The 14,521-nt window shown below is 40.5% G+C and carries 11 protein-coding genes; 3 read left to right on the forward strand and 8 right to left on the reverse strand.

Annotation, left to right across the window (positions count from 1 at the left end; all coding sequences use genetic code 11):
• Positions 1-132 precede the first annotated feature (132 nt).
• The 4 genes from IL356_RS03850 to IL356_RS03865 are packed head-to-tail and all read right to left on the reverse strand — an operon-like array spanning position 133 to position 6,296.
• Entirely contained in the window at positions 133-606 is a 474-nt protein-coding gene (locus IL356_RS03850; RefSeq protein WP_121847121.1) for a hypothetical protein, read from the reverse strand.
• A complete protein-coding gene (gene mnmG / locus IL356_RS03855; protein WP_121847120.1) occupies positions 606-2,474 on the reverse strand; it encodes a tRNA uridine-5-carboxymethylaminomethyl(34) synthesis enzyme MnmG in 1,869 nt (622 codons plus the stop codon). The genes IL356_RS03850 and mnmG overlap by 1 nt, the downstream gene beginning before the upstream one ends.
• A 17-nt stretch (positions 2,475-2,491) precedes the next feature.
• A complete protein-coding gene (ybeY, locus tag IL356_RS03860; RefSeq protein WP_121847119.1) occupies positions 2,492-2,908 on the reverse strand; it encodes an rRNA maturation RNase YbeY in 417 nt (138 codons plus the stop codon).
• The gene (locus tag IL356_RS03865) at positions 2,901-6,296 is read right to left on the reverse strand and encodes a hypothetical protein (protein ID WP_225621381.1); all 3,396 of its coding nucleotides are present in this window, start codon (positions 6,294-6,296) and stop codon (positions 2,901-2,903) included. The genes ybeY and IL356_RS03865 overlap by 8 nt, the downstream gene beginning before the upstream one ends.
• A gap of 204 nt (positions 6,297-6,500) precedes the next feature.
• Here IL356_RS03865 and gltX point away from each other — a divergent pair, with 204 nt between their 5' ends.
• Positions 6,501-8,000, forward strand: coding sequence for a glutamate--tRNA ligase (gene gltX, locus IL356_RS03870; RefSeq protein ID WP_121850546.1), 1,500 nt, complete (start codon positions 6,501-6,503; stop codon positions 7,998-8,000).
• Between the two features lie 125 nt (positions 8,001-8,125).
• On the forward strand, positions 8,126-9,055 hold the full coding sequence (locus tag IL356_RS03875; RefSeq protein WP_121847117.1) for an SPFH domain-containing protein: 930 nt from the start codon (positions 8,126-8,128) through the stop codon (positions 9,053-9,055).
• A gap of 62 nt (positions 9,056-9,117) precedes the next feature.
• On the opposite strand, the gene IL356_RS03880 is transcribed toward IL356_RS03875, so the two are convergent.
• The 4 genes from IL356_RS03880 to IL356_RS03895 all read right to left on the reverse strand — a co-directional run bounded on the left by IL356_RS03880 (position 9,118) and on the right by IL356_RS03895 (position 12,044).
• The gene (locus IL356_RS03880) at positions 9,118-9,333 is read right to left on the reverse strand and encodes a DUF6327 family protein (protein WP_162987769.1); all 216 of its coding nucleotides are present in this window, start codon (positions 9,331-9,333) and stop codon (positions 9,118-9,120) included.
• The gene (locus IL356_RS03885) at positions 9,330-9,680 is read right to left on the reverse strand and encodes a hypothetical protein (RefSeq protein WP_121847116.1); all 351 of its coding nucleotides are present in this window, start codon (positions 9,678-9,680) and stop codon (positions 9,330-9,332) included. The genes IL356_RS03880 and IL356_RS03885 overlap by 4 nt, the downstream gene beginning before the upstream one ends.
• Positions 9,681-9,683: 3 nt before the next feature.
• Positions 9,684-10,013 carry a YtxH domain-containing protein gene (locus IL356_RS03890; protein WP_121847115.1) on the reverse strand — a complete coding sequence of 110 codons (330 nt, stop codon included), beginning with the start codon at positions 10,011-10,013 and terminating at the stop codon, positions 9,684-9,686.
• A 348-nt stretch (positions 10,014-10,361) separates the two neighbouring features.
• Entirely contained in the window at positions 10,362-12,044 is a 1,683-nt protein-coding gene (locus IL356_RS03895) for a glutamine--tRNA ligase/YqeY domain fusion protein (protein ID WP_121847114.1), read from the reverse strand.
• A 217-nt stretch (positions 12,045-12,261) separates the two neighbouring features.
• Here IL356_RS03895 and IL356_RS03900 point away from each other — a divergent pair, with 217 nt between their 5' ends.
• On the forward strand, positions 12,262-14,520 hold the full coding sequence (locus IL356_RS03900; RefSeq protein WP_225621382.1) for a T9SS type B sorting domain-containing protein: 2,259 nt from the start codon (positions 12,262-12,264) through the stop codon (positions 14,518-14,520).
• Position 14,521: the final 1 nt, after the last annotated feature.

Here is a 14,521-nt window from a genome sequence, read left to right on the forward strand (position 1 = left end):
TTAGAATAGCTCTCAAAAGCAACACAAAAATTGCGCCAACTGATTTCTAAAATCAACATTTGTTTAGTGTCTTCTGAAAATCCCCTCCCGAAAACAAACGTGTTTTTTAATGACGTTCCACGTGGAACACTCCTAAGATTTATCCAACAATTCTACCGAAAACATGTCCGCTAATTCCCTCCCCTCTGCTCTGGCCAAGCCCTGATTTGAGGTGCGCATAACAGTAAAATGACTATTGCCACTAAAGAATCTGACGACAAATTCATTTGCAGAAGTACGTCTACCAATCGCAGCAACTGGGCCCCAATCAGACTGCACGCCCGACCTTAAAGAAAAGACAGAAACATACTCAGGTCTTACATACTTCAGCTCACTGCTCCACACTACAAATCCATACAAACGCAACTGCCTTTTTGAGGTTGATGTCGACGAAATTTCAAAAGTCACGGAATATCCTAGTAGCACAAAACCCAAGATAGGCATAAATAGAAGTTGAGCAATAGGAGCGTTTTGATTGATCAAATAGTACACGGTTAGGCCCAGAAAAAACACCCCTAACAACTTAGCCAAAAACGGCTTTTTCTGCTTAAGAACAACACTCTTCATTAACGCCCCAAATGAACTAAAAGAACACTAATGTCCGAGGGATTAACACCACTAACCCGGGAAGCTTGCGCTATGGTAACCGGCCTAATAGAGCTTAACTTTTCACGAGCCTCAAAAGAGAGAGATTTCAATTTCGAATAGTCAAAACCATCAGGTATTCGTACATTTTCGAGTCTTTGAAGTTTATCGGCGTTCGACTTTTCCTTTTCAATATAACCCGAGTATTTGACCTGAATTTCGGTCTGTTCAAGAACCTCACGATCCAACCCATTTTCTTCAACGAAGGTCGCAACCTCTTCAAGTTCTAGCATGTGATCCATTGAAACCTGAGGCCTACTGAAAACCTTGAACATCTTATCGGACTGCTTTACCAATGACGAATCTACTCTCTCTAAAATCGGATTCATTTCACTCGGGTCAAAGCTAGTTTCCCTGAAAAAATTCAGAAAAGATTCCGATTTAGAAAGCTTATCCTCCATTCGTTTTAACCGCTCTTCACCTGCCAATCCCAATTCATAACTCTTAGGAGTCAACCGTAAATCTGCATTATCCTGCCTTAAAAGTGTACGATATTCAGCTCTAGAAGTGAACATGCGATAAGGCTCCTCTGTGCCCTTGGTTATTAAATCGTCAATTAAAACGCCAATATAGGCTTCATCCCTATTGAGAATAAAAGCCTCCTTTTCATTGATTTTTAAATGCGCATTGATACCTGCCATCAAACCCTGGGAAGCTGCTTCCTCGTATCCCGTTGTGCCATTTATTTGACCAGCGAAATAAAGATTTTCAACTAATTTAGTTTCTAGCGTATGTTTAAGCTGTGTAGGTGGGAAATAATCGTATTCAATGGCATACCCTGGTCTAAAAAACTTTACGTTTTCAAAGCCTTTGACGGACCGCAATGCCTTGAACTGAACATCTTCTGGAAGTGAAGTCGAGAACCCATTTACATAAACTTCCACCGTATCCCATCCTTCTGGTTCTACAAATATCTGGTGGCTATCTTTATCTGCGAACCGGTTAATTTTATCTTCTATGGAAGGACAATAACGAGGCCCTATACTCTTAATTCTGCCATTGAACATGGGTGATCTATCAAAACCCTCACGTAACAGTTCGTGTACGTGAGAACTCGTATGGGTCATAAAACAATCCCGCTGACGGGATAAAACCGGAGTATTCAAATAGGAAAATTTTTCGGGATTTTCATCTCCTGGCTGTGGAATCATCACGCTATAATCAAGAGAACGACCATCAACTCTAGGCGGCGTACCGGTTTTCATTCTACCAGACTCAAAACCCAAAGAAACCAACTCTTCGGTAATGCCTGTAGCAGCTCTTTCTCCTGCCCTACCGCCACCGAATTGCTTTTCGCCAATGTGAATTAAACCATTTAAAAACGTGCCGTTAGTTAGCACCACGGATTTGGCTTTAATTTCTATTCCCAAAGAAGTGCGAACTCCAGAAATGCGGCCTTCACTAATTATCAAACCGCTCACCATCTCCTGATAAAAATCCAAATTGGGTATGCCTTCCAGTGCCAACCTCCATTCCTCAGCAAAACGCATTCTATCATTCTGAGATCTTGGGCTCCACATAGCGGGACCTTTTGATTTATTCAGCATCTTAAACTGAATGGCCGACTTATCACTTACAATTCCACTATAACCACCAAGCGCATCAATCTCACGAACAATCTGGCCCTTGGCAATTCCACCCATGGCAGGATTGCAAGACATCTGCCCAATGGTTTGAAGATTCATCGTTACAAGCAACGTCTTTGAACCCATATTGGCGGCGGCGGCGGCGGCCTCTGCACCGGCGTGACCTCCACCCACTACTACAACATCATATAAATCACTAAACATAAAAAGGTCGTTATAATTTAATGTTCCACGTGGAACATTTCCATTTTCTCATTTTCCTTTCTTCTCATCAACACAGCATCTTCAGCACTTTTGTCTTTGAAGCCTAACAAATGTAAAACTCCATGAGCCATCACTCTATTAAGCTCTTGGTCAAATGAAACCTTAAAGTCGACTGCGTTATCCTTTACCCTATCTACAGATATAAAAACGTCTCCACTCACACTATCCCCTTCGCAGTAATCAAATGTGATAATATCTGTGAACGTATCATGGCTCAGATATTTTTGATTAATATCGAGCAGATACTCGTCGGTACAAAAAATATAATTTAAGTCTCCAACGGTGGATTTCTCAGACTGACAAATCCTAGTTAACCAATCGGAATACTTCGATTCATCTAACTCAAAATCTATCTCGAAATGAAATTCAATCATTACCCTTAAAATAGCTCTTTACGCGATTTTGAAAATTTTGGCGCAAAGGTAAGGCTTGTCGATTTAAAATTTCTATTTCATTGTTATAATTATCTAAAAATGAGGGTTTAGTAATTATGGGGTTTACATAAGATTTTGTATTGCTACTACTCTCGCGCTGAGGCTTCTTGCCCTGCTTCATTACAGCATTCTCCAGTTTTAGAAGCTGATGCTGTATATTGTTCATTTTAGACAACCCTCTATTGGTTATACCATTCTCCAATAAATCATTTTCAAAATCCTCCATTTGCTTTGCCAACTTATCACCCAACTTTCTATCTCCTTCGTTCATTAAATCGTTCAATTGAGATTCAAGCCTTTGCCTAATTTGCTGTTGTTCTTTATAAATCTCGTAGATTTCTTGTAATTCAGCCTCACTACTTCCTGATCCCACACCATTCTCTCCATCGCCCTTGCCTTTGTTGCCTTGACCACCTTGACTTCCCTGTTGACCATCTTCTCCCTCTGCCTCACCTGATTGCTGACCTCCAGACTTCTCACCAGCCGCATTTCCCTGTTCGCCCTTGGTCCCCTGCCCCTGTTGTTGGCCTTGACCATTCTCCTGCCTCTTTTGTTCTCCACTCCCTTGTCCTTCCATCTTCTCCTTCAATTCCTGTTGGCTCTGTATGATATCGGGCAACTGAAAGCCTTTATCCTGTCCTTGTCCTTCCCCTTGACCTCCCATCATGCTTTGCTGCATATTGTCAAGAATACGCGCCAAGAAATCAGCCAAGCTATTGGAGGCATTAAGAACGTATTTCTGATACGATGCCCCTTGATAAATCTGATTCTCGGCTATACTTTCAAGTGATTTATCAATATTATAATAAACCTCGGTTATTTGTTCATTTACAAATTCTGACAACTCGGCCCTGCGTAACGAAAGGGCAAATATGCTGTCGTCTACATGTTCAAACAAGTCGCGTAAGCCTTGTTGCTCTTTAATGCTATTGGAAAATTGAGCGTTATCAGCATCTGTACCCTCTAATTTGTCATAAAGTGATTCTTGCTTGAAGGAAAAAGTAACTAGATTATCTAAAATTTGTCGCAGCATCTCGGCATCTTCAGTATCTGAAGACTCACTACCGCCAGCCATTGACGATTGGCTTAAAGACTGTGCCATTTTATTCATCTTGCCGGCCGCAGACTTTTGTTTTTGTTTAGTCTTGCTATTAGATTCTTCCTCTTTGTCTTTTGAAGAAGATTGTTCAGCACCTTGATGCTTATTAATTTCATCTAAAGCGTCATTCTGGTCCTTCTTTATTGATTCAATCTCACTATCCTTCTTTTCTGATGCATAAGGCTTCTTCAATTTGGCATTATCCTTATCCCATTCTAATAGTTCCTCTGCCAGTTTTGCGAAATTTTCATTAAGCTTCTTCTGCTCTTGCGGAGATAGGGTATCCCCGATATTTAGCTTAGATAACAGCTCTTGCTTTCTCGCCTCTACTATCAACTGCTCAGCCAACTGCTTGGCCTTCTCCCCCACATAGTATCTCTTCATAAGCTCGACCAACTGCTCTAGGTTACGTTCATTGTTCTGCTGCTTCTTTGCCAGGTCTTCTAAACGCTTATTCAATTCATCCTTTTTGATTTTACTGGCAATTTTGTCGAGCTCCTCTAACAGCTTCTGATTCTTTTTGGCCTCCAATTCCTGTCTTTCCAAGCGCTCTTGAAGTAGCCGCTTCATTGGGTCATCATTATCCGATTTATTAAGGTTATCATTCAGCTTTTTGCTGAATTTCTCCATTTGTTGCTCCTGCTGTTCTTGCCTTCTAATAAAATCTTTAACCTGGTTTTGGTCATTAAAATTCAATTCGGTCTTCTCTTTTTGACCTTCATTGATATCTTGAAGCTGTTCTTTTTGGTCTTTTGCCTTTTCTAAAGACCGGTCTAAATTGCTAATCAAAGATTGCTGAGCTTTTAAGTCTTCATTTCTCAGTTGATCGTCACTTAAAAGACGCATCGAAAAGAGACGGCTCTTAACTGTTTTACCACCCTTTAGGGCATCATTGTCAGTTGCTGCAAAATAATACTCATAATCTTCTCCTGGCTCTAATTGGAGGCCTGAAGGAAAAGTATAATAGAACTGCTCGAAACCAGAAGACCCTGAAAAAACCTCTATTACTTGCTCTTTATCAGGGTTAGTGAGAGGGTAAACGACCAGTTTTATACTGTTCAGTTTATAATCGTCGCTGGCTTCACCGGTGTAGTAGGCCACATTATGGTCAAGACTATCTTTTACTTCCTTGACCGAAATAGTCGGAGATAAATCTTTAATCACAGTAAAGCGATAGGCTAATTTCTCAAAATTAGCTACGTGTCTGTTAGAAGAGGTTATTTCGTAGGAGAGGTTAGAATATATACGCTTGGAAAGGTCGAACTTCTCCCGAATCTTATCGAACGCAAGAATAGTATCTCTAGTTGAAAATTCCACCTTTTCGGTATTCTTGGTGCTTACCGACCAAGAAACCTTAGTCCCCTCAGGAATGGTAGCATTACCAGTGCCATTTACCGACTCTTTAGCCTTTCCTAAGTACCTAGGAAAATCGAGAACCATCGTGAAATCCTCTAATACCGGTGTTTCCCTAACATTGATAGAATAAGCCTTAGAATAAACACCATTAGCGCTTAAGCGAAAATCTAAGGAAGAAAAGGGCGGGTCCATCGAATAAACATACCGACCGTTTTCCTTTTTCATAAAGTAATCGGTTCCGTCAAGCGAAATAATTACTTGCTCAGGTTGTACATCACCTATGGTTACTGCCTCAATGGTCAAACTTTGATTATCCAGTACATCTAGTGATTCATTGATTATCTGAAAGGAGAATGGTGCCGGAGGTTCATAGGCCATTTTGTAATTGACAACTCTATTTGCCGATCCAAAAAAAGGGCTCAGATTACCGCTAACCCAGATAAGTAAAAAGATTACAACCGGAATAGCTAGATATTTAGTGTATTTCAGGTTATCAGTAAAATTAATGGCATTGCCAAAAGGTACAGGGTTCAGGTTTTTGGAACGCTGTTCTATACTGGCCACCACCAACTCAGATTTCTTATCATCATTGGCTAAATCAAGGAGATTGGCCAACTTATCACCTACCTCAGGAAAATGCTTTCCTATCAGTAAGGATGCTTCCTTATTCGTAATACCCCTTTTAATTCTAAACAAGAACAATAGTGGAACAAAAATGTAGCGATACAACAGAAATAACTCAACAGCTATGAATAGCACAAATAAAATAAGGCGCCATGTGGGTTGAAGCCACAGAAAATATTCTAAGGAAAGAACTACGAACAAAAATAAAAGGCCGAATGTCAAAAATAGAATGACACCTTTCAGGAGCATTTTTTTATAATACTTATTACTGAATGCCTTTAACTTCTCTATTATGTTCGAATAACTTCTCATCGCCTTAACAAAGATATGCAAAAACTAGACCATCAATGGTTTAACAACTATGGCTCAAAGAGCTACGATAACACCATTTGACACCTATAGACTTTAATGTATTTGGGCCATTGCCTATCTTTGCTTCCTCAAAATAAAATTATGGCCCCAAAAACCCGTGTGCGCTTTGCACCAAGTCCAACCGGACCTTTACACATAGGCGGTGTAAGAACAGCCCTTTTTAATTATCTATTTACTAAAAAGAACGGTGGAGACTTCATTTTGCGTATAGAAGATACCGATCAAAATAGATATGTTGATGGAGCCGAACAGTATATCATCGATTCATTGAACTGGTGTGGAATTCCTTTTGACGAAGGCCCTGGCAAAGAAGGCAAGTTCGGCCCTTATAGGCAAAGTGAGCGAAAATCGTTGTATAGACAGTATGCCGAGCGTTTAATCGAAAAAGGCAAAGCTTATTATGCCTTCGATACCCCTGAAAAGTTAGACTATCATAGAAAAGACCATGAAAGCAAAGGCAAAACCTTTATTTATAATTGGCACAATCGGTTAAAACTTGATAATTCTCTTTCCCTGATGCCTGAGGAGGTTCAAAAGCGCATCAATTCAGGGGAGGAATATGTGATTCGTTTTTTAACCCCTCCTGACGTGAAACTGTCTCTGAACGATAGTATTCGTGGAGAGATCGAAATTGACACCAATACGCTTGATGATAAAGTGCTTTTTAAAAGTGATGGCATGCCCACCTATCACCTCGCCAACATAGTTGATGACCATTTAATGGAAATTACCCATGTGATAAGGGGTGAAGAATGGCTGCCTTCTCTAGCCCTACATCAACAACTGTATGATGCTTTTGAATGGCAAGCACCCCAATTTGCCCATTTGCCCCTAATTATGAAGCCCGTGGGCAAAGGGAAGCTAAGTAAACGTGATGGAGAGAAAATGGGTTTTCCTGTCTTTCCCCTAACTTGGCATGAATCTGAAGGTTATAAAGAGGCCGGTTACTTTCCGGAAGCGGTCGTTAACTTCTTGGCCCTTTTAGGATGGAACCCTGGTACGGAACAAGAGCTATTTTCTTTAGAAGAACTTGTTCAATCTTTTAGTTTAGAGCGCGTGAATAAATCAGGTGCTCGCTTTGATCCTGACAAAACCAAATGGTATAATCAACATTATCTTCAAGAAACAGACAATGGAGATTTAGCCCGTCTATTTATAGAAGGTATTGAAGATGAGAAACTTAACGGAAAGTCAAAAGAATATGTAGAAAAAGTAGTCTCCCTAATTAAAGAGCGGGCCACTTTTGTCTCTGACTTTTGGAATCTTTCCGATTATTTCTTTCAAACTCCCGAGGGGTATAATGAGAAAGCCGTAAAAAAACAATGGAAAGACGATACGCCCAAGATATTGAGGGAGCTCTTATCCCTATATCAAAACACTGATGATTTTAATTCGGAAGCCATTGAATCTACCACAAAAGATTGGATTGCTTCGCAAGAGCTGTCGTTCGGTAAGGTTATGCCACCTTTACGTTTGGTCATCGTAGGTGATATGAAGGGCCCTCATCTATTTGATATTATCTCTATGATTGGCAAAGAGGAAAGTATTAAAAGAATTAAAAAAGCTTTGGATACCCTGTAATGTAAAGTGATTACATTCAATTTCTTAAGTAGTGTTTCGTTAGTCCGTTGTAACAAATTCATCATTGTTGCTACAGATTAGATGAAGACTTGTTATCTTCATTCAACAACTTTAAACACACTATCATGGGTTCTTTTATTTTTATTCCAATACTCTTTTTTGGGATAGTTATTTTGCTATCCTCCTTTTTCATCGTCAAACAGCAGACGGCTGTAGCTATCGAACGCTTCGGTAAATTTCATAGCATCCGCTCATCGGGCCTACAAATGAAAATACCGGTAGTTGACCGAATTGCGGGGCGCCTAAGCCTTAAAATTCAGCAATTGGATGTTATTGTGGAAACCAAAACCTTGGATGATGTATTTGTTAAGTTAAAAATATCGGTACAATACGTCGTGCTTAAAGACAAGGTATATGAGGCCTTCTACAAATTAGAATACCCTCATGAACAAATTACTTCATACGTTTTTGATGTGGTACGTGCCGAGGTGCCAAAAATGAAACTTGATGATGTTTTCGTGAAAAAGGACGACATAGCCATAGCTGTTAAGACCGAGCTACAAGAGGCCATGTTCGAATACGGTTTCGATATCATTAAGACGTTGGTTACGGACATTGATCCAGACCCCCAGGTAAAGAACGCCATGAACCGTATAAATGCATCGGAAAGAGAAAAAATTGCTGCCCAATTCGAAGGTGATGCTGCCCGTATTCTAATTGTAGAAAAGGCCAAGGCGGAGGCCGAGAGCAAGCGATTGCAAGGGCAAGGTATTGCCGACCAACGTAGGGAAATTGCTCGAGGGTTGGAAGAATCGGTAGAAGTATTGAACAAAGTCGGCATTAACAGTCAAGAGGCATCAGCATTGATTGTCGTAACCCAGCATTATGATACGCTACAGGCCATTGGAGAGGAAACAAACACCAATTTAATACTTTTGCCCAATTCGCCCCAAGCAGGTAGTGATATGCTTAATAACATGGTCGCATCGTTTACGGCAAGCAATATGATTGGCGAAAAGATGAAGGAGGCCAATGAGAAGAAAGACAAATCTTAATTTATAGGATGATGTAATAAAAAAAGCCCGGATTTACCGGGCTTTTAATTTTATATAGGTCGTTAATGAAATTTCTTCATCACCTTTCGCGCCACTAATGACATAATAAGTTTTTGAAGCACCCCCCCTACGCCACCGAGCAAGTTAGTTGGGTAAAGACTGCTTTTGGCAGTATTGAAACTAAGTTTCATATTCTCCCTTTCAATTTCTTGCTGTAGCTTTAATATTTTAAGGTCTTGGTCAATTTCTTTAAAAGAGGTGTATTTCTTAGGTATCATATCTCATCAAAATAAAATTCAGAGAACTTTTTAAGTAATGGTTTGTTAAGGTGATGTCTTAGAAGGTAGATTATAATTCCTATTAGAATATAAAATCCTCCGACAATGAGAAAGCCCAAGGCATTGCTTCCCAAGGCCTCACCGGCCCAAAATGCAGCACTGGCTGATAAAAACAAAAGGGCCAAAACAAGCATTACCGAAACAGAAGCAATCTTAGCAAATACCACAATAGCCTTCATCATCACCTTGAAACCTTTCAGTTTATAAAACTGATGGCTGCTTTCAAGGTACGACTTTGCGCTAGCCTCTGCCTCGGTAAAGTTTTCCTTTAATTCATCAAAAGCCATAGGTTACTTTTGAAGTTGGGCATTCTTTTTTCTTAGATCTTCAAGCTTCTTTTCTAAAGTCATGATGATATCATCAGCCTTATAGCTCATATTTGAAATGGTATCTTCAAGCTTTTGTTCAAAGTCGATTTTCTTCTCTTCAGCAGTTTTTGTCAATTCCTCTGCAGCTTGACTAATTCTACTTGTAATGTCTTCCTTAGTCTTAAGAGCGTTCTTTTTTATTTTTTTACGAGTTTTCTCTCCTTTGTCCGGTGCATATAAAATTCCGGCACCAGCACCGATAATTGCTCCAGTAAGAACTGCTAATAAAATATTACCACTATCGTTTGACATAATTGTTAGGTTTTAAATGAATACTTAACTTTTTCAATGGATATTCTTCTATCGAAACCATTGAACAGCCAAATTAATGTGGAAGGGCTGGTTGCTTTACCCCAATCAATGCAAAAATTAGCTTTTGAAGTAAATTAAGAGTGTTTTAACCAATTTAAAGGCCTCTACTGCACCAAAACCAGTAAAGTCAACTCTTATATCGTTCGATTTACGAAATGCCTTCTTACAGCCCTTTAAGCCCTCAATTTAAATAAGAAATATCTATTGTTGGACACGCTCGAAAAAGAAATAACTTATAACCGTTTGGAAAGTATCAAACGATAGATTTAATGAGCGAACTTGGCGAGATTATTTTTGCTGAATTTTTGCCCAAGTATCTCGTAAGCCAACCGTCTTATTAAATACGAGCTTCTCACCACTTGAATCCGAATCTACACAAAAATAGCCCATTCGTTGAAATTGAAATCTGTCCCCAGGGCTAGACTCTTGCAAGCTTGGTTCAACGAAAGCAGTGATAACCTCCAAAGAATTAGGGTTTATAAATTCCATAAAGTCTTTGTCCTTTTGAGAGTCCGGACTTTCATTCGTGAAAAGTCTATCATATAAGCGAACCTCTGCCTCGATAGCGTGTTTACACGAGACCCAATGCAATGTGCCTTTGACTTTTCTTAAACTCTCTTCTGTCCCGCTACCACTCTTACTCTTTGGGTCATAAGTGCATTGAACCTCAATAATATTCCCATCGGTATCTTTAGTGCAGCTTTCTGCTTTTATGATATATCCGCTCTTCAGGCGAACTTCACCGCCTAACTTCAGTCTAAAAAACTTTCTGTTGGCCTCCTCTTTAAAATCTTCCTGCTCAATGTAAATTTCCCGCGATAAGGGAATTTGTCTAGAACCAGCCGATTCATCTTCGGGGTTGTTTTCGATGTCGAGCCACTCTTCCTTATCCTCCGGATAATTAGTGATGACCAATTTCAATGGGTTTAAAACACCCATAACCCTAGGAGCGGTTTTGTTAAGATCTTCACGGGCATGAAACTCTAATAACGACACATCAATCAAGTTTTCTCGTTTCGCTATACCGATGGTGTCAGCAAAATTCTTAATGGAATTAGGGGTATACCCCCTTCTTCTCAAACCTGAAATAGTAGGCATTCGAGGATCATCCCACCCGTTGACCACACCACTCTCTACTAGCTGTAGCAACTTTCGCTTACTGACTACAGTATGACTGAGGTTTCTACGGGCGAACTCACGTTGTTTGGGGCGTAATTTACTTTTATCAATTACCTGGTCTAAAAACCAATCATAAAGTTCACGATGCATGGCAAACTCTAATGTGCAAAGGGAATGCGAAACCTGCTCGATGTAGTCGCTTTCACCATGTGTCCAATCGTACATTGGATAAATACACCAATCGGTATTAGTACGATGGTGCGCTTTATGTAACACTCGGTACATTATTGGGTCTCGCATCAACATATTAGATGATGACATGTTAATCTTGGCCCTTAGAACATGCGCTCCAGCTTCGTGCTTGCCATCCTTCATTTCTTGAAACAAAGCTAGATTTTCTTCAACGGATCTATTTCTATATGGACTATCTATACCAGGTTGTGTAGGTGTTCCTTTCTGTGAGGCCATATCTTCTGAAGATTGGCTATCCACATACGCTTTTCCATTCTTAATTAAATCGACCGCCCAGTCGTACAACTGCTGAAAATAATCGGAAGCATACCTTTCGGTATCCCATTGAAATCCTAACCATTCGACATCCTTCTTTATCGCATCAACATATTCCTGCTCTTCCTTAGCAGGGTTGGTGTCATCAAATCGCAAATTGACGGGTGCATTGTAGCGCAAACCCAAACCAAAATTCAAGCAAATCGAGCTTGCATGACCAATATGCAAATAACCATTTGGTTCCGGCGGAAAACGAAACCTCAAATCTTCTTTGGAATACCCATTTTTCAGGTCTTCCTCAATAATATGCTCAATGAAATTCAACGATTCTGAAGCCTCGCCCATAGATTGATTTTTAAGAGTACAAAGGTAGTTAAAATGCCAAAATACCCGATAAAATAGAAAGTAATCCTACACTTAGATGCTTTTTCACAACACATTTGGGGTGTGATACAACATAAAATTCCTCACGCGTATATTAAGTAGCATATTTGTTTATGATTCGTTGATCACGTCCCAAATCTGACATCGAACATGTAGTAACCCAAAACTACGACTACTTATGAAAAAAGCACTCACAATTACCGGAACAGCGCTCGCCATGGCATTTATGCTAATGGGCAGCAACACACTCAATGCACAAACTATCGCTCTACAAGCCCCAGAGCCTGCAGACAACCCCAACATCGGAGGAAACTCCCCGTGGGATAAGGCCTGCGCCTCTGCCAGCTATAATGAGTATTTTGTGACCATCAACTGGGTCGGAACTGCCAACTCTGACAACCAGTTCATTTTAGAACTGAGCAATGCCTCTGGTTCTTTTACCTCGCCAACCGTACTATCGACAATTACCGATCAGAACGGTAACTCTGAGTTTGAAACCAGTTTTAACCTGCCCACTAACATTCAAGGTGCAGGATATCAAATGAGGGTACGCAGCACAAGCCCAGCCGCAACTAGCCCTGCCAGTGCAGCTTACTCTATGTACTACCTTGGTTTTACCACCAATTTGCATATGAGCCCTGATGGCGACGGAACAACACCCGGAACGTTACAGGTATGTGGTGGCGGAAACGTTACCCTATCAGTTGACAACGTACCGGCCGGCGAAGTAAATACCTATCAGTATGCTTGGTACCGTAGCGGTACCCCTATCGGAAACGGCCCATCAATAGAAACCAGCGGAAACGGAGAATACTATGTCTATATTGATTATGGAGATTGTACGGGATCCGCTAACACTGAATCGAACCATATTATTATAAATACTGGTACAAGTACTGGTATAGCCATCAATAACCCTCCCTCAACATCATTATGTGCTGGTCAAGCAGCGCCAGCATTAGAGGCCAATGTTCAAAATGCATCTTATAGATATACTTGGTTTAAAGATGGTGCCATTGTTCAAGCCGAACAAGTAGGTGCCTTTACCTATACCATAAATACCAATGACCCTTCTTTTACCGGTGACTATACTGTTCAAGTAAAAGGTTCCGGTATTTGTACCGAGACCTCTGCTCCAGTTTCTATAACCAATGCTGGGGCATTTACAGTAAACAGGGTAAATGAAGGAAATATGGTGGTTATGCCAAGCCAGACGCAGTCTTTAAGTATTAGCACAGACGCCAATAGCCCTACCTACCAATGGTACCGTAATAACATTATAATAAATGGAGCTACCCAGGCATCTTATAATGCGGCTCTTGAAGGTAGTTACCATGTGGCCGTAACCCAAACGGGCGGTGCATGTTCATCAACTACTATTAATTCGGAAGCCACTACTGTTATAAGTCCAACAGAATTTAGACTGGAAATTGATTACGCAACCAATTATACTGAGTGCAACGAAACAAGTATGGTGCTAGAAACTTCTGCTATTTACGCTGTACTGGCAGATTCTAGTGAAATAAACGTTACCAATGACGTGGCCTCTTCATTTAGCTACCAATGGCAGAAAGATGGTGCCGATGTAAGTGCTGAAACTGCAAGAGCCATAAGTCTTACCAATAGTGATGAAAATGGAAGTTATACCGTCACGGGCACCTATGCCAGCATGACCTCTACCTCCAATACACTTCCATTGCAACTGGCAAGTAGTGGCTCTTTGATTATCACGAGTACTAGCACCGTATACTGCAGCTCTGATGATTTGATCATCATCAGCTCTGAGACCGACTTAACCGGTGAAACCTTTGACTGGGAGCGTGACGGCGAAGCGATAAACTCTAGCGATCAGGCTTTAGTGACGAACTCCCCAGGTACCTACCGATTAGTTCTTAGAAAAGGTGAGTGCCCAACCATCTCAAACGAGATTACCATCGCTCCTTTAGACCCAGATCTAATTACATTAAGTATAGATGGCGACGTAATCTTCCCCGAAGGAAGTTCTAAAACCGTTACCGCTACGGGAGGTACATCATACATTTGGTACGATGCCGCCAATAACGAGGTGAGCACTTCAGACTCGTATACTTTTACCACTGAAGGTGATTATACGCTCGTAGCAAGTATTGACAATTGCAATGTTGTAAAACAGATAACCGCAGATTACCTAGACCTATTCAATATACCAAACGTTATTACACCTAATGGAGACGGTGCCAATGATCAATGGATCATACCTAACTCGTACTCTAACAAGTCTGACGTTAACGTAATAATCTATAATGCCAAAGGTGCCGAAGTGCTTAATGTATTCAATTATCAAAACACATGGCCAGAAAGCTCTACCAGCTTTTCGCAACAGAACATGGTTTACTACTATGTAATCAAGAACGCTACTGAAACCTTAAAACAAGGTACCATAACCGTTATTCGCTAAA

Origin of the sequence: Euzebyella marina (genome assembly GCF_014855515.1) — a bacterium.
In the GTDB taxonomy this organism is placed as follows: Bacteria; Bacteroidota; Bacteroidia; order Flavobacteriales; family Flavobacteriaceae; genus Euzebyella; species Euzebyella marina.

What these genes read in the sequence shown, in the direction of transcription:
- IL356_RS03865 (WP_225621381.1), bottom strand. Translation starts at nt 6,296, where the DNA reads ATGCTCCTGAAAGGTGTCATTCTATTTTTGACATTCGGCCTTTTATTT.
- IL356_RS03875 (WP_121847117.1), top strand. Translation starts at nt 8,126, where the DNA reads ATGGGTTCTTTTATTTTTATTCCAATACTCTTTTTTGGGATAGTTATT.
- IL356_RS03885 (WP_121847116.1), bottom strand. Translation starts at nt 9,680, where the DNA reads ATGGCTTTTGATGAATTAAAGGAAAACTTTACCGAGGCAGAGGCTAGC.
- ybeY (WP_121847119.1), bottom strand. Translation starts at nt 2,908, where the DNA reads ATGATTGAATTTCATTTCGAGATAGATTTTGAGTTAGATGAATCGAAG.
- IL356_RS03850 (WP_121847121.1), bottom strand. Translation starts at nt 606, where the DNA reads ATGAAGAGTGTTGTTCTTAAGCAGAAAAAGCCGTTTTTGGCTAAGTTG.
- mnmG (WP_121847120.1), bottom strand. Translation starts at nt 2,474, where the DNA reads ATGTTTAGTGATTTATATGATGTTGTAGTAGTGGGTGGAGGTCACGCC.
- IL356_RS03890 (WP_121847115.1), bottom strand. Translation starts at nt 10,013, where the DNA reads ATGTCAAACGATAGTGGTAATATTTTATTAGCAGTTCTTACTGGAGCA.
- IL356_RS03880 (WP_162987769.1), bottom strand. Translation starts at nt 9,333, where the DNA reads ATGATACCTAAGAAATACACCTCTTTTAAAGAAATTGACCAAGACCTT.
- IL356_RS03895 (WP_121847114.1), bottom strand. Translation starts at nt 12,044, where the DNA reads ATGGGCGAGGCTTCAGAATCGTTGAATTTCATTGAGCATATTATTGAG.
- IL356_RS03900 (WP_225621382.1), top strand. Translation starts at nt 12,262, where the DNA reads ATGAAAAAAGCACTCACAATTACCGGAACAGCGCTCGCCATGGCATTT.
- gltX (WP_121850546.1), top strand. Translation starts at nt 6,501, where the DNA reads ATGGCCCCAAAAACCCGTGTGCGCTTTGCACCAAGTCCAACCGGACCT.